The 24,169-nt window shown below is 46.2% G+C and carries 20 protein-coding genes; 9 read left to right on the top strand and 11 right to left on the bottom strand.

The features are described 5' to 3' along the window. Positions 1-36: 36 nt before the first annotated feature. Both Q5866_RS15435 and Q5866_RS15430 read right to left on the bottom strand, forming a co-directional pair. Positions 37-279, bottom strand: a complete 243-nt coding sequence (locus Q5866_RS15435) for a hypothetical protein (RefSeq protein ID WP_303181160.1) — start codon at positions 277-279, stop codon at positions 37-39. A gap of 310 nt (positions 280-589) precedes the next feature. Next, positions 590-2,731 (bottom strand): Tex family protein, encoded by a 2,142-nt coding sequence (locus Q5866_RS15430; RefSeq protein ID WP_303181158.1) that lies wholly within the window; start codon positions 2,729-2,731, stop codon positions 590-592. Between the two features lie 165 nt (positions 2,732-2,896). Here Q5866_RS15430 and Q5866_RS15425 point away from each other — a divergent pair, with 165 nt between their 5' ends. The 4 genes from Q5866_RS15425 to Q5866_RS15410 all read left to right on the top strand — a co-directional run bounded on the left by Q5866_RS15425 (position 2,897) and on the right by Q5866_RS15410 (position 5,381). Next, on the top strand, positions 2,897-3,544 hold the full coding sequence (locus Q5866_RS15425) for an ABC transporter ATP-binding protein (RefSeq protein ID WP_186978516.1): 648 nt from the start codon (positions 2,897-2,899) through the stop codon (positions 3,542-3,544). A 69-nt stretch (positions 3,545-3,613) separates the two neighbouring features. Then, a complete protein-coding gene (locus Q5866_RS15420; protein ID WP_099291904.1) occupies positions 3,614-4,216 on the top strand; it encodes an FKBP-type peptidyl-prolyl cis-trans isomerase in 603 nt (200 codons plus the stop codon). Between the two features lie 108 nt (positions 4,217-4,324). Then, positions 4,325-4,936, top strand: a complete 612-nt coding sequence (locus Q5866_RS15415; RefSeq protein ID WP_186978572.1) for an FKBP-type peptidyl-prolyl cis-trans isomerase — start codon at positions 4,325-4,327, stop codon at positions 4,934-4,936. A gap of 70 nt (positions 4,937-5,006) precedes the next feature. Further along, complete coding sequence (locus tag Q5866_RS15410; RefSeq protein WP_099291902.1) at positions 5,007-5,381, top strand: DUF3127 domain-containing protein; 375 nt, start codon at positions 5,007-5,009, stop codon at positions 5,379-5,381. A gap of 37 nt (positions 5,382-5,418) precedes the next feature. Here the strand turns inward: Q5866_RS15410 and menA are convergent, their stop codons facing one another. Genes menA through Q5866_RS15395 form a run of 3 tightly spaced genes read right to left on the bottom strand, consistent with a single transcriptional unit; the run spans position 5,419 to position 8,182 of the window. Continuing rightward, positions 5,419-6,339, bottom strand: a complete 921-nt coding sequence (gene menA, locus Q5866_RS15405; RefSeq protein ID WP_303181156.1) for a 1,4-dihydroxy-2-naphthoate octaprenyltransferase — start codon at positions 6,337-6,339, stop codon at positions 5,419-5,421. Between the two features lie 43 nt (positions 6,340-6,382). After that, positions 6,383-7,219 (bottom strand): S1 RNA-binding domain-containing protein, encoded by an 837-nt coding sequence (locus Q5866_RS15400; RefSeq protein WP_303181154.1) that lies wholly within the window; start codon positions 7,217-7,219, stop codon positions 6,383-6,385. Positions 7,220-7,267: 48 nt separating this feature from the next. Further along, on the bottom strand, positions 7,268-8,182 hold the full coding sequence (locus Q5866_RS15395; RefSeq protein WP_099291899.1) for an AraC family transcriptional regulator: 915 nt from the start codon (positions 8,180-8,182) through the stop codon (positions 7,268-7,270). Between the two features lie 388 nt (positions 8,183-8,570). Between Q5866_RS15395 and Q5866_RS15390 the strand changes: the two genes are divergently transcribed. Genes Q5866_RS15390 through Q5866_RS15380 form a run of 3 tightly spaced genes read left to right on the top strand, consistent with a single transcriptional unit; the run spans position 8,571 to position 13,953 of the window. Beyond that, positions 8,571-9,602 (top strand): efflux RND transporter periplasmic adaptor subunit, encoded by a 1,032-nt coding sequence (locus Q5866_RS15390; RefSeq protein ID WP_303181153.1) that lies wholly within the window; start codon positions 8,571-8,573, stop codon positions 9,600-9,602. Beyond that, complete coding sequence (locus tag Q5866_RS15385) at positions 9,602-12,676, top strand: efflux RND transporter permease subunit (protein WP_303181151.1); 3,075 nt, start codon at positions 9,602-9,604, stop codon at positions 12,674-12,676. The genes Q5866_RS15390 and Q5866_RS15385 overlap by 1 nt, the downstream gene beginning before the upstream one ends. Further along, on the top strand, positions 12,673-13,953 hold the full coding sequence (locus Q5866_RS15380; RefSeq protein ID WP_255469644.1) for a TolC family protein: 1,281 nt from the start codon (positions 12,673-12,675) through the stop codon (positions 13,951-13,953). Before Q5866_RS15385 ends, Q5866_RS15380 begins: the two co-directional genes overlap by 4 nt. Before the next feature lie 125 nt (positions 13,954-14,078). Here Q5866_RS15380 and Q5866_RS15375 read toward each other — a convergent pair whose 3' ends face one another. The 3 genes from Q5866_RS15375 to mazG form a co-directional block, all read right to left on the bottom strand. After that, positions 14,079-17,309 carry an FAD-dependent oxidoreductase gene (locus Q5866_RS15375; RefSeq protein WP_303181150.1) on the bottom strand — a complete coding sequence of 1,077 codons (3,231 nt, stop codon included), beginning with the start codon at positions 17,307-17,309 and terminating at the stop codon, positions 14,079-14,081. Positions 17,310-17,415: 106 nt separating this feature from the next. Continuing rightward, entirely contained in the window at positions 17,416-17,766 is a 351-nt protein-coding gene (locus Q5866_RS15370) for a hypothetical protein (RefSeq protein WP_099291897.1), read from the bottom strand. A 152-nt stretch (positions 17,767-17,918) separates the two neighbouring features. Then, positions 17,919-18,716, bottom strand: a complete 798-nt coding sequence (gene mazG / locus Q5866_RS15365; protein ID WP_099291896.1) for a nucleoside triphosphate pyrophosphohydrolase — start codon at positions 18,714-18,716, stop codon at positions 17,919-17,921. Positions 18,717-18,819: 103 nt separating this feature from the next. Here mazG and Q5866_RS15360 point away from each other — a divergent pair, with 103 nt between their 5' ends. Together Q5866_RS15360 and Q5866_RS15355 are read left to right on the top strand one after the other, a co-directional pair. Then, on the top strand, positions 18,820-19,767 hold the full coding sequence (locus Q5866_RS15360) for a PhoH family protein (protein WP_186978511.1): 948 nt from the start codon (positions 18,820-18,822) through the stop codon (positions 19,765-19,767). 20 nt (positions 19,768-19,787) lie between these two features. Continuing rightward, a complete protein-coding gene (locus tag Q5866_RS15355; protein WP_303181148.1) occupies positions 19,788-20,738 on the top strand; it encodes a phosphoribosylaminoimidazolesuccinocarboxamide synthase in 951 nt (316 codons plus the stop codon). Between the two features lie 31 nt (positions 20,739-20,769). Here the strand turns inward: Q5866_RS15355 and Q5866_RS15350 are convergent, their stop codons facing one another. The 3 genes from Q5866_RS15350 to ftsY form a co-directional block, all read right to left on the bottom strand. Next, positions 20,770-22,365: a S8 family serine peptidase gene (locus Q5866_RS15350; RefSeq protein ID WP_303181147.1), complete on the bottom strand. Its 1,596-nt coding sequence runs from the start codon at positions 22,363-22,365 to the stop codon at positions 20,770-20,772. A gap of 52 nt (positions 22,366-22,417) precedes the next feature. Further along, on the bottom strand, positions 22,418-22,891 hold the full coding sequence (locus Q5866_RS15345; protein WP_303181145.1) for a low molecular weight protein-tyrosine-phosphatase: 474 nt from the start codon (positions 22,889-22,891) through the stop codon (positions 22,418-22,420). A gap of 146 nt (positions 22,892-23,037) precedes the next feature. After that, positions 23,038-23,988 (bottom strand): signal recognition particle-docking protein FtsY, encoded by a 951-nt coding sequence (gene ftsY, locus Q5866_RS15340; RefSeq protein ID WP_303181144.1) that lies wholly within the window; start codon positions 23,986-23,988, stop codon positions 23,038-23,040. Positions 23,989-24,169 lie beyond the last annotated feature (181 nt).

Raw genomic sequence — 24,169 nt, 5'->3', positions numbered from 1 at the left:
TCCCGATCATTACCGAGAGTATAACACCCGTGATTCTTATTTCTTTTTCTTCTCCAAATCATCCTCCGGCTCCGTTCCCAACGCTTCAGATTCCTCCTTGATTTCGTCCATGTAATTTGCCAGATTATCCCGTGCGTCGTCATCATCGTTTTCCAAAATCTCACCCAAAGCGTCAACATACGCTTCCCGTAATTTCTCATCATCCTCCGGGGTCAAATGTTTTTTTACATCTACCTCTTCTTTCCCGGAAGCACCTTTCTTATTTTCATTCTTTTCCATAATGCTTTATCTTTAATCTATATAGCATTGAAACGAAAGGAAAAGAAAAAAGTTCGGTACCCCAAATCTACCCCCATACACGAACTTTGAGTGAGTTTTAGGCGGGTTTTAGGCGGCATCGCCTGATATTCGCCTACTGTTCGCCCACACTTAGCCCACGTTTTAACAGGAATTAAGTACCCCAAGTACACGTCAACAACCCTTTACCCGGGTGATTCGGTGGGTAAAAGATAATGTATTTTCACCCCATAACATAGTTTAAAGTTAGCACGGGGGATGATATTCCCTTGCTCATCCCCGTGCAGCACGGTTAATCACGCGGGCATTGCTTCATTGACAAACCTATCCGTTTCCGGGCTTTATCCACTTGCGTGATTTTCACCATCACGTGCTGATTCAACGAAAGCACATCCGCCGGGTTAGAAATATATTTATCCGCAATCTCCGAGATATGCACCAACCCGTCCTGCTTCACGCCTATATCCACGAACGCCCCGAAATTCGTCAGGTTCGTCACGATTCCCGGAACCACCATTCCCAATTCCAAATCGTCAATCGTGTGAATATTCTCGGCAAAGCTGAATACTTTCGCCACGGAACGAGGGTCACGCCCCGGCTTTTTCAATTCATCTATGATATCCTTCAAGGTAGGCAACCCAATCCTATCGTCCACGTAACGGGACAAGTCTATTTTATTGCAAGCCTCCTCGTTACCGATCAACGAGGTCAACGGCAACCCTAAATCTTTCGCCATACGTTCCACCACCGCGTAAGACTCCGGATGCACGGACGAGTTATCCAACGGGTTCGCCGCCCCCTCTATCCGCAAGAACCCGGCACATTGCTCGAAAGCCTTCTCACCCATTCGCTTCACCTTCTTCAACTCGTTACGACTCTTGAACGCACCGTTTTCCTTGATATAGGCTACCACGTTTTCGGCCAATGTCGGCCCCAAGCCCGAAACGTACGTCAACAGATATTTGCTTGCCGTGTTGACATTTACCCCAACACGGTTCACGCAGGACTCCACCACCCGGTCAAGACTCCCCTTCAATTTCGTCTGATCGACATCATGCTGGTATTGTCCCACCCCGATAGACTTGGGGTCGATCTTTACCAACTCGGCAAGCGGGTCCATTAACCGACGCCCGATAGACACGGCACCCCGTACCGTCACGTCATATTGCGGAAATTCATCCCGGGCAATCTTCGAGGCGGAATAAATAGACGCCCCGCTCTCGCTGACCACGAAGACTTGTATCTCCCGGTCATAACGCAGATTTTGTATGAAACGCTCCGTTTCCCGTCCCGCCGTTCCGTTCCCGATCGCGATAGCCTCTATCCGGTAAGAATTCACCAGATTCGAGATCTTGTTGGCGGCTTGTTTCACCTCGTTCTGGGGCGGATGCGGGAATATCGTTTCGTTATGCACCAGATTACCTGTTTCATCCAGACAGACCACCTTGCACCCCGTGCGGAACCCGGGATCAATACCCAACACCCGTTTGTTGCCCAACGGCGGTGCCAAAAGCAATTGCCGCAGATTCTCGGCAAACACTTTTATGGCCTCCTCGTCCGCCTTTTGCTTACCCGACTGCAAATATTCCGTTTCTATCGACGACAGTAATAAACGCTTGTAACCGTCTTTCACTGCCATCGCCACCTGTTCGGCACTATCATTACGAGCTTTCACGAAAATCCGCTCCAACGACTCCAAGGCCTCGTCTTCCGGAATCCCGATGCTTACCTTTAACACACCTTCCGCCTCCCCCCGGCGTATAGCCAGCATACGATGCGAAGGCACACGCCGCAACGGTTCGGAATAATCAAAATAATCGGCAAACTTCTCGCCCTCCTCCTCTTTGCCCTTCACCACTTTCGCTTCCACGACCGCAACCCGGTCAAAAAAACGGCGAATAGTGTTGCGGGCTCGCTCGTTCTCGCTCACCCGTTCGGCAATAATATCTCTCGCTCCCTGCAAAGCATCCTCCTCGCTCGCCACGTCGCCTTTCACGAAACGGGCTGCTTTCGTCCACACGTCCCCGTGTTCCTGACGTGTCAAAATATCCGCCAACGGCTCCAAGCCCTTCGCTTTCGCCTTCGACGCACGGGTCTGCTTTTTCGGCTTATAAGGCAAATAAATATCTTCCAATACCCGAAGTTCAGTACAATTCTCGATTTGCCCTTTCAGTTCCGGGGTTAATTTATCTTGTTGTTCGATACTCTCCAGTACCGTTTTCTTCCGTTTTTCCAGTTCTTTGAACTGCTCGTACATCTCCCGCACCTGTCCGACCTGTACCTCATCCATACTTCCGGTCATCTCTTTCCGGTACCGGGATATAAAAGGAATCGTGGCTCCTTCGTCCAGCAATCCTAACAAATTTCTTACAAATCTACTCTCGAAACCACTCTTCCGGGTCACGAAAGCTATCGGATCCATGTAATACTCCATACGTCATTTATTTTAGACGGCTAATATACGCACACTTTATTTTAATCACTATCTTTACCCGCAAAATTTATGACTTACGATTCACGATTCGCGATTAAAAAAGCGTTGATTGGCGGGAAGGAATCATGTAATCTGAAATCATAAATCAAAAATTAAAATGGAAACATGATAGAGATTAAAAATATAGTCAAAAGTTACGGGGAACTAAAAGTACTAAAAGGTATCAATCTCTCGATAAAAGAAAAAGAGATTGTCACGATTGTCGGGGCAAGCGGTGCCGGTAAAAGTACATTGTTGCATATTCTAGGTACACTTGACAGCCCGGACGAGGGAGAAATCCTTTACGATTCCGTCAACGTGGCTCGCCTCGCCCCGAACAAACTATCCGTGTTCCGCAACAGTAACATCGGGTTCGTGTTCCAATTTCACCATTTATTACCGGAATTCACCGCTCTTGAAAATGTATGTATCCCGGCATGGATAAAGGGCACAGGCAAAAAGGAAGCCGAGAAACAAGCACTGGAATTACTGAAAATGCTTGGACTGGGTGACCGTACGACGCACAAGCCCAATCAACTGTCCGGCGGGGAACAACAACGGGTGTCCGTGGCACGTGCCCTCGTCAATCATCCCCGCGTGATACTTGCCGACGAACCCTCGGGTAATCTCGATACCCGCACGAAAAGCGAGTTGCACCAACTCTTTTTTACCCTGCGTGAAGAACTCGGGCAAACCTTCGTCATCGTCACGCATGACACGGAACTCGCGACCATGTCAGACAGGCAAATAAAATTAAATGACGGTATGATTTGAGATTTCGCTCAATGTTCTTACATTTGCATCTTAATGAACAAAATATTTATTTATTAATTAAACCTTTCAATGAAATATACTGAAGAGTTAGACAAAGTGAGTTACTGTTTAGGACTAAGTTTCGCTAGCAACCTCCTTTCATCAGGTGTCAACACCATCAATCCGGAAGCCCTTCTCGACGCGCTGAAAACAGTTTATGCCGGTCAAATGCCGGAAATCAAACCGGAAGAAGCAAATAACATCTTGCAAGAATTCTTTACCAAGTTACAAGACGACAGAGGTAAAGCTGCCAAGGAAGCCGGAGAAAAATTCTTGAACGACAATAAAGGACAAAGTGGTGTAATCACCCTGCCTAGCGGGTTACAATACAAGGTAATCTCCGAGGGTAAAGGAGCTACCCCGAAAGCAAGCGATACCGTGAAATGTCATTACGAGGGACGCTTGATTAACGGTGCCGTGTTCGACTCTTCATATCGCCGGGGAGAGCCTGCCGAATTCCCAGTGAACGGGGTAATTCCCGGTTGGGTAGAGGCATTGCAACTGATGCCCGTGGGTTCAAAATGGCAATTATTCATTCCCTCCGATTTGGCTTACGGTGCCCATGGAGCCGGACAGGCTATCGGACCGAACGAAACGTTGATTTTTGATATAGAATTATTAGATATAGTATAATTTAATTCACGAAAAACTATGAACGCAAAAAATTTATTTTTTACTTTAGCAATAGCCACTTTAGGCTTATCCAGTTGCTGCAATTCCAATACCCAAACCAGTGTTTCCATGAAAACCGAAAAAGACACGGCTAGTTTCTACATGGGATGCTTCTACGGGAGAAACATGGTACAAAGCGGAATGGAAGATTTGGACATGAAGGCCGTTATCGCCGGAATGAACGCGATTCTTCAAAAGAAAGATGCTCCCAATGACATGGAAATTCGCATGTACTTGAATAAATACGCTCAAAAAGCGATGATGGCTAAAGCGGAAAAAACATTGAAAGAGGGACAAAAATTCTTGGAAGAAAACGCTAAAAAAAGTGGTGTAAAAACTACCGAAAGCGGTTTGCAATACAAGATCGAGAAAGAAGGTACAGGACCCATGCCTGCTGATACCAGCGTGGTGAAAGTACATTATAAAGGAACCTTACTTGACGGAACCCAATTCGATTCCTCGTATGACAGAGGCGAACCCGCTGAATTCCCCTTGAACCGCGTGATCAAAGGTTGGACGGAAGCATTACAATTGATGCCCGTGGGATCAAAATGGACACTTTACATCCCGTCAAACTTGGCTTACGGACCTCAAGGCACCAGAAGCGGTATCGGACCGAATGAAACGTTGATTTTCGAGGTTGAACTACTTGAGATCGTAGACCCGAACGCACAAAAATAATTTATCTATTTGATATATAAACAGCTAACAAGCCCAAGGTTTCTTGGGCTTGTTCTTAATCAAAATAAAAATGAATTACGAAGTTACCGGTAAACTAATTTACAAAGAAGCCACCCAAAAGATCAGCGATCGTTTCCAGAAGAGAGAATTCGTGATAGAAGTTGAAAACGAGAAAAATCCGCAATGGAACGACTTCGTGAAAGTTCAACTAATCCAAGACAGATGCGATTTACTGGAAAACATCCAGTTGGAAGAAAATATTAAAGTGTATTTCAACCTGCGCGGAAGAAAATGGGAAAACAACGGACAAGTTTCCTATTTCACAAACCTCGAAGGTTGGAGAATAGAAAAAATACAGGAACAAGCAGCAGCAGGAGCTCCGGTTCCCGAATACCGGGTAGAGGACATCCCTCCCATGCCGGAAGCAGACGATCTGCCGTTCTAAGAAAAAAGCTAACCAATTCGGTTAGCTTTTTTCTTTATTATTTGCCAATAATCTGTCCGAATCCCAATAACAAGGTAAGTAATAAAGTGGTAATAGAAAGAAATTTCAACTGTGAATCCAACTCACGTCCTTCCCCCTTGTACACGTTTTTCAAATGAATGCCTAACAAGGGCAAGGCAATAACAAAAAGGTAAGCCATCCACTCGGCAGGATGCAGGAACGTGTAAATAAACAGACAGGCTACAGCTGCAAGAATCAATACGTAGTGATATATTTTAGCTCTTTTCACTCCAAGTATCACGGGTAAAGTACGTTTTCCACAAGCTGAATCATTCTCGATATCCCGGATATTATTCATATTCAACACTCCGGCAGATAGTAAACCGATAGCCGAAGCGGGAAACACGTATATCCACGGTAAGACACCCGCCATAGCAAAATAACTTCCCATCACGCTGACCAACCCGAAAAAGATAAACACGAAAAGATCACCTAGTCCCCTATAACCGTACGCATTATCTCCAACGGTATATTTAATTGCCGCCACGATAGAAGCACCTCCGGCGACAAACAAACTGATACTCTTCCAATTCAGTAAATCCCGAAATGCCTCGTGAATCAATAAACTCCCGGTAATCACGGCTATTCCCCCGACAACGATCATTGCCCGAATCATCTCTCTCCCGCTTAAAGCTCCGCTTTGCGCACTTCGGATAGGTCCCAGACGATGCTCGTTATCCGTCCCCTTGCTCAAGTCCCCGACTTCATTTGCTAAATTTGACAGTATTTGCAAAGCGGTAGCAGTCAACATCACCCACGCGAAAGTACTTATCTTAAAGTACCCGTCACTCGCCGCCAACAACGATCCCAACAGCACGCCGGACAAGGATAGCGGCAATGTTCTCAACCGAAAACTTGTAATATACGCCCGAACCTTAAACATGATTTTAGATTCCACAAAAAACACTTTTAATCGTAAATCATAAATCGTAATTCATAAATTATTTTAGTTTCAGTTCCTTCTCCCCGATCATCACTTTATGTTGCTTGAACAATCCCCCGACGGCTTTCTTGTAATTTTTCTTGCTACAACCGAAAAGTTGATAAATCTCCGCCGGATCGCTTTTATCGGACACTTGAAGTACTCCGCCATTCTCTTCCAGTTTCTTCAAGATTATCGCTGACAAACGATCGACCTGCTCGTGCCCGTCATTTTTCTGCAATATACAGTCGATCTTACCGTCTTCCCGAACTTGCTTGATATATCCCGTCACGTGTTGTCCGATAGACAAGGGTTGGAATATCTCGTTCCGGTAAATAACAGCTTCATGGCTTCCATTCACGATCACGTTATATCCCAAATCCGTTCGACGGGCAATGATCAACTGCACTTCCTCGCCGGGTTTATAATCTGCCGGAGTTTTATCCAGAAATCGGTTCAATCGTGTCGAAGCCACAATACGATCCGTCGTCTTATCCACGTACACGTAGACCAGATACTCTCTTCCCATTTGCATTTCTTCCCGTTGTTCACGGAACGGCACCAATAAATCCTTGCGTAATCCCCAATCGAGAAAAGCACCCACACGGCTGGTTCCCACAACTTTCATCAAGGCAAAATCCCCCACGACAGCTTTAGGCTCCGTCATCGTGGCAATCACCCGATCTTCCGAATCAAAGTAAATAAATACCTTCAACTCGTCCCCCTCCTTGCACTCGGCGGGGGCTGTTTCTTTCGGTAATAAAATCTCGCCCCAGTAATCTCCACCATCCAGATACACCCCGAAATCAACCGTCTTCACGACTCGCAATATATTATATTCTCCTAACCTTATCATATTCTGTAATTTTGCTGCAAAGATAAGGAGAATATCGCTAAATAAATATTATTTCTGCATTTTATACACGGTCGGCGACACTCCCGCCTGCTTTTTAAAATACTTCCCGAAAAACGATTGATCCGAAAAGTTCAAGTAATAAGCGATCTGTTGGACGCTCATATCCGAATATTTAAGCAAAGCCTTAGCCTCCAGCACCACGTACTCGTCAATCCAGTCAGCAGCCGAACGACCGCTGACTTTCTTGATCAACGTCGTCAAGTACTTGGGGGTCAAATTCAATTTGGAGGCGTAGAAACCGACGGAACGCTCGGACTTGTAATGCTGCATAAGCAAAGAGATAAACATCTTGAAATATTCCTCCCCGTGATTCAGACTCATCCGGTTGGCGGACAATTGAGCCAAGAAAAAATCTATAAAGATATTCAATATTTTATAAGCGAGCGAATGAATAAGTGCCTTCACCATATCGTGATAATAAGGCTTGGCGGATGAATGAACGATCTCCAAGGCAGCCTTATCCAGCAAATCTTTTATAAACGTACTTTCGTCTTGAGGTAGATCTATTAAAACCATTTCCTGCATGTACGGGTAGTATGGAAGAATCCGTTTCACGTCGATGTTCAGGTTTTTCAAGAACTCCTCCTCGAGAATAATAACTTGCAACTGGCAGGCTGTATATGATTTCAATTGAATGATAGCGCCGGAATGACAGAAGAACAAGGTATTCTTTTTGATCTCGCAGGAATTCAAATTACACGTCAATGATATTTCCCCCTCCGAACAAATGACCAGAATAAAGGCATTGATTTTACACGGGTACTTGAACAGCTCGATTTCCTTCCCCGGGTCGCAGGAAATAATAAAACACTCCCGGTTATACACGGCTCCCACTTGACTCAAATCATTCATCGCGAACAATTTCTCCAAAGAGAAACTGCCAAAACGCTCTTGTTCCATCATTCAATTCTTTTTCTGACAAAAATAACAGATTTATTCAAAGAACCGGAACAAACCCGACAAAAATACCACGGCAAACGCGTCAAAACGCTTTTTGCCCGGTTCATAAAGTTGAGCTTTTCAGCTCTTAAAGTTTATAAAGTTCATAAAGTAACGGGCGTCCTTCGGACAAGGTTTACCGGCAGCCATGCTGCCGTGGACAAAGCGCCCGCTAGGGTCCATAAACCTTATGAACTTTATAGACTTTATAAACTTTTGACTAAAAGGGCGAAAAGCGTTTTGACGCATTCGCACTGACAAAAAGACAAATAGACCAATCAAGACATAAAAACGACCTTTATAATGCGAAAGTAAAAGAAGATTTTTGTACCGGAAATTAAACGAAAAAATCATGAAACAACTCATCAGACGAACCTCACGATGCTACCTGCTTGTCATTATCATCGTTTTCACGGGCTGTTCAACACGAAAAGCCCCTACAAGTGTAACCCCTAAAAAAGTAACGACAGAAATCGTTACCCGTTCCAAAAATATCGTGCAACGCTCTTACGTGGGCGTGATAGAAGAGGAAGCCGGTGCCGCTATCAGTTTCGGGATAGCCGGAAAAATAGAAAAGATACATGTACGGGAAGGAGAACCCGTGCGCAAAGGGCAACTTCTGGCACAACTGGACGACGCTTCCGCCCGCGATCTTCTGGATGCAGCTTCCGCCACGCTGGAGCAAGCCAAAGACGCACATTCCCGTTTAAAACAAATGTACGACGGGGAGAGCCTTCCGGAAATAAAGATGGTAGAGATAAACACCAAACTGCAACAGGCTCTATCGACGTACAACATCGCCCGCAAGAACTATGACGATTGCATGATTTACGCACCTTTTGACGGGGTAGTCGGGAAAAAAAACTTATCAGCGGGAGAAACCGCAATCCCCGGACAACCTGTCTTGACGCTGGTGCAAATCAACCAAGTGAAAGCCAAATTTACCGTGCCCGAAATGGAAATATCGAACTTGACTCCCGCCTGCCATTCCTGTATACGGGTGGCAGCATTAAATAACCGGATGTACGAGGGCGGCAACTTGGAAAAAGGAGTCGTGGCTAATCCCGTGACACGCACCTATGATGCCCGTGTCGTACTCGCGAATCCGGACAAAGAACTATTACCGGGCATGGTATGCTCCGTCACCGTGACGCTGGGTAACGATACCCGAATAACACTCCCGTTGACAGCCGTGCAACGGGATGCCCGAGGACAACTGTTCGTGTGGAAAGTCGCAGCCGACAGCACTACCTTCCGCGCACCGGTGACAACCGCAGCAACCGCAGGCAACCGTATAGCGATCACCAAAGGGCTGACACCGGGAGAACGCGTGATTACCGAGGGATATCAAAAAATAAGTGAAGGCAATAAAATCATATTCTAATGAAAAAGAAATTTAATTTTGTTCATTGGACCATGGTGAATTACCGGATCTCCATGCTGATCGTTATCCTCATGTTTATTTTCGGAATCCTCGGGATCAACCGGATGCCTAAACAGGAATTTCCGGAATTTACCGTCCGGCAGGGCGTCGTGGTCGGGGTATACCCGGGTGCATCTGTCAATGAGGTGGAAGAACAATTGACCAAACCGCTGGAACGTTTTCTATTCACTTACAAAGAAGTAAAACGGGCTAAAACGATCTCCACGTCCCAACACGGGATGTGCTACATCATGGTAGAACTGAACGACAACGTGAATAACAAAGACGAAGTCTGGTCTAAAATCAAACACGGACTCTCCCTGTTCAAGTCGCAATTGCCCTCGGGAGTAGTGGCTGTCATTGCCAACGACGATTTCGGGGATACTTCCGCCCTGCTGATCGCTGTCGAATCCGACAAACGCTCTTACCGGGAATTACAAATCTATACAGACGAACTGGGTGACCGGCTACGGCAGGTAGAATCCGTTTCAAATATCCGTTCATACGGTGCCATAAAAGAACAGATCACCATTTACACGGATCAGGAACGTATGGCAGTGTACGGTATCAACGAAAAGTTATTATCGGGCATCCTGTTTTCGCAAGGCTTCACGACAAGCGGCGGTTCTGTTGAAAACGAGGAAATAAATATACCTTTGCACATCTCTCCCGCCTTGTGTAGCGAAGAAGAGATAGCAAACCAGATTATCTATTCTGACCCGCGCAACAACGTGGTACGGATAAAAGATATTGCCCGTGTCACGCGGGAATACGATATGTCGGAAAGTTACATCAAAAACAACGGACATCCCTGTGTCATTTTATCCCTCGAAATGCGCGGCGGGTATGATATCGTGGAATACGGCAGAAACGTGGACAAAGTACTTGATGATTACCGGGAACACGTGCTGCCCGCCGACGTGTCCATCAGCCGTATCGCCGATCAGGCAAAAGTGGTCGGGGACTCCGTTTCCTCGTTCCTGCACGAGTTGATCATTGCCATGATTATCATTATTCTCGTGATGATGATTTTATTTCCATTCCGTTCCGCGCTCGTCGCCGCAATTACAATACCCTTTGCAACTTTTATTTCCGTGGGAATCATGTATTTGTGCGGCATACCACTCAACACGGTGACTCTCGCCGCACTTATCGTGGTGCTGGGAATGATTGTTGACGACTCCATTGTCATCATCGACGGTTATCTGGACTACCTCAATAAAGGATATTCACGCTGGTACGCCGCTATCACGAGTGCCAACCGGTATTTCCTGCCGATGCTGTTAGCCACGGCATGTATCTGTGCTATATTCTTCCCCATATTATTCACGCTAACCGGTCAGATAGGGGACTTTGTCACCTATTTCCCTTGGACAATCACGATTAATCTTATGGTTTCACTCGTGCTTGCCGTGACGATCATTCCGTTATTAAACACGTGGATTATCCGGAAAAGATACATCAAAACCGACAAGAAAAGACTCACGGATCATGTACAGAGACTTTATGAACGTATTCTGGGATGGACATTCCGTCATCCGCGGTTGACTATCGGTTCGGGAATCGCCTCTGTCCTTGTTGCAATAATGATCGTTCCCCTACTGCAATATCGTATGTTTCCCGTTGCCGATCGGGATCAGTTTGCCGTGGAGATCTATCTGGCTGAAGGTACTCCTTTGTCCCGCACGGAACAGGTGGCAGACTCGGTCTACGCTCTACTGAAAGAAGACGGGCGGGTTACTTCCATCACCTCTTTTATCGGTTGCTCCTCCCCGCGTTTCCAAACGTCATATGCGCCGCAGATGCCGGCAAAAAACTACGCTCAATTCATCGTGAACACGACTTCCATTGAAGATACCGAAGATATTTTGGATAAATACACGAACCGGTATGCCGATCTATTCCCCGATGCCCACGTGAAATTCAAACAACTGGATTTCCAACTGGTTCCGGAACTGGAATTCCGGTTCCAAGGGGAGAATATCGACTCTCTGCATCGTGCTGCCGACCTGTTGATGTCCCGCATGCGCCTCATGCCGGAATTGGCTCGCATCTACACGAACTACGACGTACCCCGTCCGGTAATGGAAATCACGCTCGATCCGGTTGCCGCGTCACAACTCGGGCTTACTCGTACCGCAATGGCTCTCAACTTGTCGATAGCAACCACCGGTATTCCCGTCGGTTCCGTTTGGGAAGGAGATTACGCCCTCCCGGTCATCATGAAAAATGCCCGCAAAGACAGCTTGACGGCACAAAACATCAAGGATCTTTATCTCCCGGCAACGACCTCCCCAACCTCCGTTCCCGTGCGGCAAATCGCAGATGTAAAACCCGCATGGCACGAGAGTAAAATCGTCCACCGCAACGGGATGCGCTGTCTTTCCGTGATAGCCGATTTACGCAGGGGAGAAAACACACTGGAAACCCTGTCCAAAATAAACAAGATGATTGACGGGGAATTGCAGGGACAATTCCCGGCAGGCCTGTCCCCGGAAGTTGGCGGGGAATACGAATACGACATGGAAACACTCCCGCCCATCATGTCTGGTCTGGGGATAGCGATGGTCATTATATTCTTCTTTATTCTAACCAGCTTCAGGAAATTCGGGATTACCGCCGTTGCCATGCTCGCCATGTCGTTATGCCTGTTCGGCGCCATGATAGGACTATGGATCGCCGGGAAGACGATTAGTATCACTTCCGTGTTCGGTTTCATCACCCTGCTGGGAATGATCGTGCGAAATGTCATACTCATGTACCAGCACGCGGACGACCGCCGCGTAAATCACCGGGAAACAGCACGGGAAGCCGCTTACGACGCGGGCAAACGCCGTATGGTTCCCATTTTCTTGACAACGGCAACGACAGCCGTGGGAGTTATCCCGATGATCTTCAGCAACAGTACGTTCTGGACGCCTGTCGGTGTCACGATCTTTGCCGGGGGTATCGGTTCGCTGCTGCTGGTAATCACGATTCTCCCCGTGGTATATTGGAAACTCTATTCAAAAAACGATAAACGATTGAAATCATGAAACATATTTACCTTTTCCTGTTTTGTATGGTATTCCTGCCTTTCATCACGCGTGGGCAGGTGTACACGCTGGAAGAATGTCTGGCGGCAGCCCTAGAAAAGAACAATAGCATCAAAAACAGCTTGTTGGAAGTTGAAATGGCTCGACAAACCCGTAAAGAGGCTTTCACCTTTTACTTCCCGCAAGTATCGGCCTCGGGTATGGTATTTCAAGGCAGCGAGAAATTATTGCAAGCCGATCTCGATCTGTTCGGTCTAGCGGAAATTCCCCTGTCTTTCATAAAAAAAGGGGCATTCGCGACAGCCACTGCCGTACAACCCGTTTTTGCCGGATTACAGATCATCAACGGCAACAAGCTGGCAAAACTGGGCGAAGAAGTCCGTGTTTTGCAACATCGCTTGACCGAAAATGAAGTGAAACAAAAAACCACCGAATACTACTGGCTGATTGCCACGTTAAACAATCATCATTCCACGCTTGACGTGGTAGACAAATTGCTGGCGGAGATTTACCGTCAAGTAGAATTGGCCGTAAAAACCGGACTCACTACCCGTAATGATTTGTTACGGGTTGAACTCCGGCAACAGGAAATAGCCAGCCAACGACTGAAAGTTGAAAATGGGCTGCGTGTCACCAAAATGGTATTGGCACAATATATCGGGGCTGATTTCACGTCATTTGATATCGCCACGAGTGAATTTACCCAACCTGAATCACCCCTTAATTATTATATCACCCCCCAAGATGCCGTACAACAAAGGATCGAATACCTATTGGCACAGAAGAACGTGGATGCCCAAGGGTATCAAGTCCGGATGGAACGAAGCAAACATCTTCCGAAGGTAGGCGTCGGCGTGGGACACATCTATTACAACATCATGAAAAAAGACGTGAACACAGAACTCGCTTTCGCCAGCGTATCCGTCCCGATCTCTTCATGGTGGGGCGGCTCGCACGTGATAAAAAAAGCCCGCATAAAAAAAGAACAGGCAGAGAATGATCGTAAAAACGCAGAAGAATTACTCGCCGTAGAGATCGAACAATTGTGGAGCGAACTCACGGAATCCTACGCACAAATCGAACTGGCACGCAAATCCATCGCATCCTCGACCGAGAACCTGCGATTGAACAAACAACATTTCAATGCCGGAGCATCCTCGTTAAGTGACTTACTAACCGCAGAAACATTGTACACGGAAAGTTGCAACAACTACACGTCCGCCTGTGCCGACTACCAAACAAAGCTATCCAACTACTTGACACATACCAGACCATGAAATTTGCCTTCAGCAAAGTTGCAGGTTGCATTTGCCTGCGGCAAGTTGCAAGTTACTTTTCTAGCGTTTTAGACTGTATTCCAGCACCTCCTCCGTTTATAGAGGAGGTGCTGTCACCCTCATCCTTATTTAAATGCTTTCTCCGATAATCCCGGACCATTCAGTTTCAACTTGTCAAAATATTCCGGTACCGGGCGTCCCATTAACTTATCGACATACATCTTGGCAAGATATTGCGACAGCATGAACCCATGTCCTCTCATTCCAACGAACAATCCCAATTCGGGATCAATGATATAACGGGGTTCCGTGTAATAACCGGACCACGTGGCTTGTATACTCACACCCGCCAACTTAGGCATCCAGTCCACGAAGAACTCACTGATAATCTCTATAAACTCCTTCGTGTTTAAGATCAGATTCTTGTCCGTCCGCAAGGCATCCACCCGCGGGGAAGCACATCCGATAATTTGTCCCGTGTGTACCAATTGTTGCCCGTACACGGCAGAGAATCCCTTGTACTCCTGACGGTCAATCAACATATCCAAACTATCGCCGTTCTTGCCCAACATCGGCAGACGGCGGGTAATAAACGCTTGGTGGCGCACGGGATACAATCCGGCGTGCATACCCAATCCCTCGCATATCTTCCCCGCTCCCGCACCCAAGGCGTTCACGAATACATCCGTGCGAAATTCCACGTATTTCTTATCATGCGTCAGCACCAGAATACTGTATGTCGATCCCTCTTTCATCACTTCGAGCACCTTGCAATCCTCCGCTACACGACCTCCGGCGTGGATACCCATGTTGCGAATCAAATCGACCACCTTACCCGGCGTCGCCTGCCAACAATCATTCGTGATCAAAGCCCCGAGATAACGTTTGGATTTCGTGTCAAAATAAGGAGAAATTTCTTTCTGAAAATTCTTCGGTTCGACCATATAGGCATCCGACCAAGCACGGCTGGCATCCAAAGCGTTGAAGGTAGCCTCGTCATGTGCCAGATTAATATATCGTGTTGTCTTGTAGTCAATATTGGAAAGTCCTTGCAACTCCTTAAATATCGCGTGATTATGCTCTGCAATTTCTGCCAGCTCCGGCAACGAGAATGCCGTCCGACCTCCGCCGATGTTTCTCCACGAGGACCCCCTGTCCGCGTTCACGAGCACGGGATTCAACCCCGCCTCTGCCATATAACGGAACAAAGCGCTACCCGCAATACCACCCCCGGCAATCAAAGCACCCACTTCAACTTTCTTGAAATCGGAACGATTGGCAACCCGGTATTCTTCCCCTCGCTTCGGCGGGTATAATTCACCAAGGTTCAATTGATTCGACAACGGGGCTCTCGGTGTGGCATCTCCCACGACTTCGATTCCTTTTGCCCTCAAAGCCGTTTTCAAACGAGGGATACAACGTTTGCCGCGGCACGGTCCCATCCCCAAACGAGTCGTGTGCTTGATCTCGTCGATAGAAATAAAGGTACGATCGCCCACGATCTGCATTACGTCGTCCAACATCACATCGTCACAATGGCAAATAAAAGTAGCACCCTTCTCGTCTTTCAGCAAAGGCTCCAATTCCAGACATTCCGGGTAATTCTCTTTCACCACGAAACCTCTTACTTTCACCAGCTCTTCACCGTGAATATCCAACGCTTTCACCCGCGCGATATTCGTCTTGTTCGGTTTATGCAACACTTTCTCGACGATACCTTCTCCCAACTTCTCCCCGTAATTGTTCACGAGATAAACCGTTTCTTTTTCTTTTACCTCGTACTCGATCGGCAGGAACAAACTGTCTTTCCGCAAGTCGTAACCGAATATGGCCAAACCCGGACACTGGTAAACACATTCCATACAACCGATACACTTATCGTAATCCACGTGCGGAACCGTTGAAGTAGAACTCTTCGTGATTGCCCCGTGCGGACACGCAAATGAACAAGGATTACAAGCAAAACCGTACAGGCAATCCATTTGCACAAAACCTCTCTTCTTCATACGCTCCGCATCCGGCAGACGGGGAGCCTCCAGTATCCGGACCGGATGTTGTTGCGAGTCGATATATTCTTTGGACAAGACCAAATAATCATCATAACTCACCCGGGTACCCATATCCAACATGATCTCCGCGGCAGCCTGTTTCCCGCGTAACACGGCACTCGTTCCCTCGCCGATACGCACGGCATCCCCCGCCGCATAACAACGTTCGCCAAACACGGCACGCCCTTTCGTCAACAATTGATTGTCAGGAATCAATCCCGTGCATATATTAATCACATCAATACCTTCCAGTATCTTTTCCGTACCCGGTACCGCTTTAAAATTCTCGCACTCGGCAATAACCGCACCCTTGATTCCGGTATGTTCTTCATTCGGAATAGCCTTCAACAACATGTGCGAAGTCATGATCGGGATAGCCAAACGACGTACCCGGTTCGCCTGCACGGGGAATCCACCCTCTTTCGGCATCGCCTCAATGATCGCCTTCACGTGGGCACCCGCCTGCATCAACTGGTAAGAAGTCAGATACCCGATATTACCGGCTCCCACGGTCAACACGTTCTTACCCAACAACGTCAATTCATTGTTCATCATTTTCTGAACCACCGCTGCCGTGTACACACCCGGAAGGTCGTCATTCTCGAAAGCGGGCATAAACGGAACCGCACCCGTGGCAACCACCAGATAGTCGGCATCCACGAAAAAGACGGTATCCGTGTCCAGATTCTTCACGGCAATCCGCTTTCCCTCCAGCACATCCCATACCGTGGAATTCAAATATATACCCTCCATACTCTCCCCCGCCAAAGTTTTGGCTATATCGAAACCACGCATGCCGCCAAACCGCTTCTCTTTCTCGAAAAAGAAAAACTGGTGCGTCTGCATATTAAACTGTCCCCCGATCTTGTCGTTATTATCGATCACGATGTTATCCACACCGTATTTATTGAACTCTTCCCGCACGGCTAAGCCCGCCGGACCGGCACCAACGATAACGACCGTGGTGCGAAGTATTTTCCGGGTATCCTGCCCGTGCGCGTCACAACGTTCGGGCATTTCCCCCTGTGCAAGCTCCCTCACCTCTTTCACCCCGTCCACCTTCGTCACGCAAATACGCCGCACCTTGCCGTCTACCAGCATTTCACAAGCACCGCATTTACCGATACCACAAGCTAACGAACGTCCGCGCCCGTCAATGCTATGGCTATGCACGGGATAACCCGCTTGATGCAACGCAGCCGCGATAGTATAACCACTTTCTCCCTCTATTTTTTTCCCGTTAAAAGTGAAAACCACTTTATCCCGCTTCGGTACATCCAGAATTGGATGCGAATTAATTTTCGACATAAGTATATTATTAGTTAGGTTATTAGATTCTTCTGCAATATAGAATATCGAACAAAAAAAAAAGCTGACTTTTGTCAGCTTTTCCAATTTATTGTTTTTTTAACATCTAATTCTTCTCTCGTGCGAACGTAAATTTACCCTCGATACCCTGTCCGTCCTTGCTCAGACCGACAATTGTATCATCATCCACGAGTACCCCGAACCAACTGTCCAACTCGTAATCGATCTCGTGTTCGGAATGAATAATATCAAATTCCTCGGCATCCAGCTTTACCTTATGCCCCTCCAACGACCCGATCAAAAACTCTTGAAGCATATACGCTTCATCATCATTCAATTTGTCCGTAAAAATAATCCTACCGGACAGCTCATCTCCTTCCTGTTTCAAGAATAATTCTCCCTCGGCCACACCGTAACCGTAATCCTCCTTGTATTTCCACTTACCCGTTAAATCCACCTTATTAATTTTAGATTTTAAATTTTAGATTCCAGCCACACGAAGCCGATACTCATTCAAAGATTTCATGATTTCCGATTCCAGATTAAATGCTCCCCACCGAACCATGCTTTTTTTTAATCGTAAATCGTAATTCATAAATCGTGAATTAATTAATTTCTAACCGCTTCTTGTCTTTTCGCTTCATTCCAATACACGTCCATTTCCTCCAATGTCATATCATTCAGCTTCTTTCCGGCAGCATTTGCCTGTTCTTCCACGTAAGAGAAACGACGAATAAACTTCCGGTTCGCTTTTTCCAAAGCATCTTCGGGATTAATCCCGTACAAACGTCCGGCATTAATCATCGCGAACAAGAAATCCCCGAATTCCTCCTCCATGTGTTCTTGGTCAGCCTTCGCGACCTCTACTTCCAACTCCCCGAGTTCCTCCCGTACTTTAAGCCACACGTCTTCTTTTTGATGCCAATCGAACCCCACGCCTCTCACCTTATCTTGTATTCGATAAGCCTTCACCAATGCCGGAAGTGCATCCGGTACTCCTTCCAACACCTTATGATGCCGTCCTTTTTCTTTCAATTTCAACTGTTCCCAATTGCGGGTAACATCATCCGCGTTCTCCACTTTCACCTCGCCATAGATATGAGGGTGCCGGTAACGCAACTTCTCACAAATTTCCTCCAACACCCCGGTAATGTCAAACTCACCCCTCTCCTCCCCTATCAAAGCATAAAAAGCAATATGCATGATTAAATCCCCCAACTCCTTTTTCACCTCCTGCATATCCCCTTTCACGATCGCGTCACCTAACTCATACACTTCCTCCACGGTCAGCGTCCGCAACGACTCCAACGTCTGTTTATGATCCCAAGGACATTTCTCCCGCAAGGTATACATGATATCCAGTAACTCGGCGAAAGCCTCTTTTTGCTTGCTAAAATCCTTCTCCATGACTAACTCTACGTTAATGAAAAAATTTCAATTCTCAACTTTCAATTTTCAATAGTTTTCCCTACTTTGCACCTGCAAAAATAAGCTATTTATTTTAAGTTTCATGATAGAGAAAAGAATTAGTATTGGAAACATTGATCCTATTGACTTTTACGGCATTAACAACGCAAAATTCATCACGTTAAAAGAATTTTTCCCGAAATTGAAGATCACCGCCCGCGGAGATGAAATCATTATTCAAGGCGAAGAGAATGATATTGACGTGCTCGTTGCCAAAATTAATGCCCTTCTGGAACATTATAATAAATACAATATGCTCACGATAGCAAACCTCAAAAGGATCATCCTCGAGGACAATATCGTGGAAGATCCCGAAGATCCGGCGTCGATTATCGTCTTCGGGAATAACGGGAAAACCATACGGGCCAGAACCCCCAACCAACATAAATTAGTCGATCTGGCGAAAATGAACGATTTACTTTTCGCCACGGGACCCGCCGGATCGGGAAAAACCTACACGGCAATAGCCCTAGCGGTCAAAGCCCTGCGAAACAAAGAGGTAAAACGCATCATACTCAGCCGTCCTGCCGTGGAAGCGGGGGAAAGTCTGGGATTCTTACCGGGTGACATGAAAGAGAAAGTAGACCCGTACCTGCAACCCTTGTACGATGCCCTTTCCGACATGATTCCTCCCAAGAAACTAACGGAATATCTGGAAACGGAAATTATCCAAATCGCCCCGTTGGCATACATGAGAGGACGCACCTTGAACGATGCGTTCGTCATCCTCGACGAGGCACAGAACACGACCAAAAATCAATTGAAAATGTTCCTTACCCGCATGGGTATTAACGCGAAGTTCGTTATCACCGGCGACATGAGCCAGATAGACTTACCCAAACGCGATGATTCGGGACTCATACATGCGTTCAAATTACTGCAAGGCATCAGAGGGATCGCCTTCGTTGAGTTTGATAATAATGATATCGTGCGGCATCGGCTGGTAAAGGATATTGTCAACGCGTATAATAACGAAGAAAAAACTAAATAACGGATCTTAAAGCAAATAACATGGAAGCGATTGTAAAAACAAATTTCAAATTTCCGAAACAGAAAGATGAATACGTCGGTAAAGTACGCGACGTGTATAACATCAACGACGAATACCTCGTTATGCTGGTATCCGACAGAATTTCCGCTTTCGACGTGGTACTCCCGAAAGGAATACCTTACAAGGGACAAATCTTAAATCAAATTGCTGCAAAATTTCTGGACGCAACGGCTGACATCGTGCCGAACTGGAAAATTGCAACCCCCGATCCGATGGTAACCGTCGGTCACAAATGTGAACCTTTCAAGGTGGAAATGGTTATCCGCGGTTATTTGGCAGGAAGTGCATGGAGAGAATACAAAGCAGGAAACAGAACGCTTTGCGGGCTGCCTTTACCCGAGGGTATGGTAGAGAACCAGAAGTTTCCCACCCCGCTTGTCACTCCTACCACGAAAGCTATGGAAGGACACGACGAGAATATTTCAAAAGAAGAAATCATCGCTTCCGGCTTAGTTAGTAAAGAAGACTACGAGGCCATCGAAAAATACACGATTGCCCTTTTCCAAAGAGGTACGGAAATTGCCGCGAAAATGGGATTGATACTGGTTGATACCAAATACGAATTCGGTAAAAAAGACGGAAAGATTTACTTAATCGACGAAATACATACGCCCGACTCTTCCCGTTATTTCTATGCTGACGGCTACGAGGAACGCCTTACCAAAGGTGAAAAACAACGCCAGTTATCCAAAGAATTTGTACGCGAATGGTTAATGGATAACAGTTTCCAAGGGAAAGCAGGACAGCAAGTACCCGAAATGACACCTGAGGTTGTAAATAACATTACCGAACGTTACATAGAATTGTACGAGCATATCACCGGAACAAAATTCGAGAAGGCAGAGAACAACAACGTTCTTGCGCGTATCGAAAAGAACGTGAACGACTGCTTGGCAACACTGCTAAAATAATAAATAAAACCCGCCTTTCGGCGGGCTTTATTTATTTTATCTCTTCTGCCAATTTCATTGCCTTGTACCCGTTCAACATCCCTCCGCTAATACTCATATCGCTGAATTTTATCGACTGTTTGCCGAACTTGCAAACTTGATCACTAGGCGTCACCGTTTTCATTAGCACCTCTTTCACCTGTGCCGCGGTCAGACGAGGGTAATACATCCGGATAAGAGCCGCCACTCCCGCGCATACCGGGGATGCCATACTTGTTCCCGACTCTTGACTATATTTTCCATAAGGAACTTGACTATATATACTATGTCCGGGTGCGAACAAATCAACAGTCTTTTTCCCGTAATTGGAAAAACTCACGAACTTATTATTTGCATCCTCCGCCCTTAAGTTAGAGCCATGCGCACCGACACATATATAACAAGCCTGTGTTTCCGGCTTTGAGGGACGCAAGGGGTAAACATTCACTTGATCCGTATTCCTGCCATTATTCCCGGCAGCACGAACAATCAAAACATCATGGGCGGCGGCATAATCCATAGCCTCTTCTATCCACTTCTGTGTTTTACCGAGAGCCGTGTATTTCCCGAAACTCATGTTTATCACCTTAGCCCCGTTATCCACGGCATACCGTATAGCTAAAGCAATATCCTTATCCTCCTCGTCGCCTCCCGGCGGTACGACTTGCAACAACATAATCCGTACCCCTTGGGCAATACCGTACACTCCCGATTCGGGTTCCGTTACCCCACCGATAGTAGAAGCGACATGAGTACCATGCTTACTGCTCGAAGCGAGAGGAAAATAAGGATTACCGTACTTCTGGTCATTAATATTATACGGATCGTCCCCGATCTCTTTACGAATATCAAAAGCTATCGTGAATAACTCCTCGGCATTCTTTATGTTATGCAAGAGTTGTTTCTCTTTAGAAAGAATCTTTTCTACCGTATCCGGTTCTGTCCGAGGTAACTTTCCGGCTCTAAACAATTCAAACCTTTCTTCCTCTGTCAACACCGGCTCCGCCGCCTTTTTAGCCAAATGCTCCTTATAAGCCTGTTTAAACCAAGCTTGTTTCTTTATCTGTTTAATCTCCTTCAACTCCTCTTGAGCCTCGATACTCTTTCGTTCGTACTCGACCTCTCTGATTCCGTAGGTTTTATGCAACGTCACGAATAAATCCCTCTCTTCCGGGGACATCTTTTTCATATTCCCTCTATAAGTCTTCAGCAACCAGCTATATGTCCGCAATTCTTCGGGCACACCGCGCGATAAGGATTTTCCATCCCGCGTACCCATAAAATTCCAACCGTGGATATCATCCGCGTACCCGTTACGATCGTCGTCTTTCCCGTTTCCGGGAATCTCCCCGGAATTACGCCATAACACGGGAGCCAACATTTGGGCTGTCGTGTCAAAACCCGAATCTATCACTGCGACAATCAAAGGTACAGGCTTCTTACCCGATAACAACTCTTTGTAAATACGGTGTACCCCCGTACCGAACATACTGTCTTGCTCTACATCCCGCAAAAACCAATCTAAAGGATATTTCTCCCGCTGTGCCATACTTATTTCCGGCAGTACGAAGAGAAGTAAGAACACCAACATTTTCATTTTCTTCATCATTCCGTTTTAAAAAATTATCTTGATATTCCCCAATACCTCTTTTATCTCCTTTTCAATCTTTCAACTGTTCCAATAATCCCTCCACGGCATCTTCCAGTAAATCCAATACCAATTCAAACCCCGCAGCCCCACCATAATAAGGATCCGGTACACTATCCCGGTAAGAGAAACCCCGACAGAAATCCGTCATTTTATAAATCTTTCCTCTCTCTTCTTCCGTAGTTGCCATACGTCGCAAATCCCGCACGTTCTGGTCATCCATTCCGATAATCATATCAAAATTCTCAAAATCCGCATCAGGATAAAACTTTCGGGATAAACTGGTCAACTCGTATCCCCGGCGGATAGCATGTGCCTGCATCCGTTCATCTGCCGGATCACCCGAATGATAACCGCTAATCCCGGCCGAATCAATATAAAATTGATCCTCCAGTCCCCGTTTCGCCACGTAATGCTTCATAATCGCCTCCGCACTGGGAGAGCGACATATATTTCCCAAGCAAATAAATAATATTTTTTTCTTCATAGTAAAATAGTCCGTAAAGTCTATAAGGTCCGTAAAGTCACAAGTGTCCTTCGGACAATATTTATCGGTAACATAAGCTGCCGTAAACAAAGCGCCCGCAGTGTCCATTGACTTATGGACGTTATAACTTTATGAACCTTACAGACTCAATTAAATAGAGAATCCACGAATTCTTCCCGGTTGAACACCTGCAAATCGTCTATCTTTTCTCCAATACCTATATATTTCACCGGAATCTTGAATTGATCCGAAATACCTATCACCACTCCACCTTTTGCAGTACCGTCCAATTTGGTAATCGCTAAAGCGTTCACCTCCGTTGCCAGAGTAAACTGCTTCGCCTGCTCGTAGGCATTTTGTCCGGTAGAACCATCAAGAACAAGTAATATTTCATGAGGTGCATCAGGAATAACCTTCTGCATCACTTTCTTGATCTTGGTCAATTCGTTCATCAAATTAATTTTATTATGGAGTCTTCCGGCCGTATCAATCAACACGACATCAGCATTCTCTGCCTTGGCCTTACTTAACGTATCAAATGCCACAGATGCAGGGTCTGCACCCATTCCCTGTTTCACGATAGGCACTCCTACTCGTTCCGCCCAAATCACCAGTTGATCGACCGCCGCGGCTCTAAAAGTATCTGCAGCTCCCAACACAACCGATTTTCCGGCTTCTTTAAACTTATGAGCCAACTTTCCTATTGTCGTCGTTTTCCCGACGCCATTCACACCAACTACCATGATCACGTATGGTCCGTGTCCCTCGGGTAAACTCAAAGAATCATAATCTGTCGAATTATTTTCTTTCAATAAATCGACTATTTCTTCTTTCAACACCCGATTCAACTCATCCGTGCCGATATACTTGTCGCGCTGTACTCTTTTTTCTATTCTCTCTATTACACGAAGAGTAGTATCCACCCCCACGTCAGAGGAAATTAACACCTCTTCCAAATTATCCAGTACTTCGTCATCAACCTTTGATTTTCCGACAATTGCCCTGGATAGCTTCTTGAATACACTTTCTTTCGTTTTCTCTAACCCTTTATCAAGGCTCTCTTTCTTGTTCTTATTAAATAAACCGAATAATGCCATTTTCACATAAATTGATTCAGAGCACTAAGGTAGAAAAATAAATTGAGAATGTAGAATTTACAATTGAAAATTGAAAAAATCGAAAATGGAATACCATTTACATCATAAAAAAAGAGCGACTCGTTTGAATCGCTCTTCTCTAAATCTGGCATCGACCTACTCTCCCACCTCTCGGCAGTAC

The organism is uncultured Butyricimonas sp., assembly GCF_959596855.1.
Classification (GTDB): domain Bacteria; phylum Bacteroidota; class Bacteroidia; order Bacteroidales; family Marinifilaceae; genus Butyricimonas; species Butyricimonas muris.
Note: the sequence above shows the minus strand (reverse complement) of the source record. Positions and strands in the feature narration are given on the sequence as shown.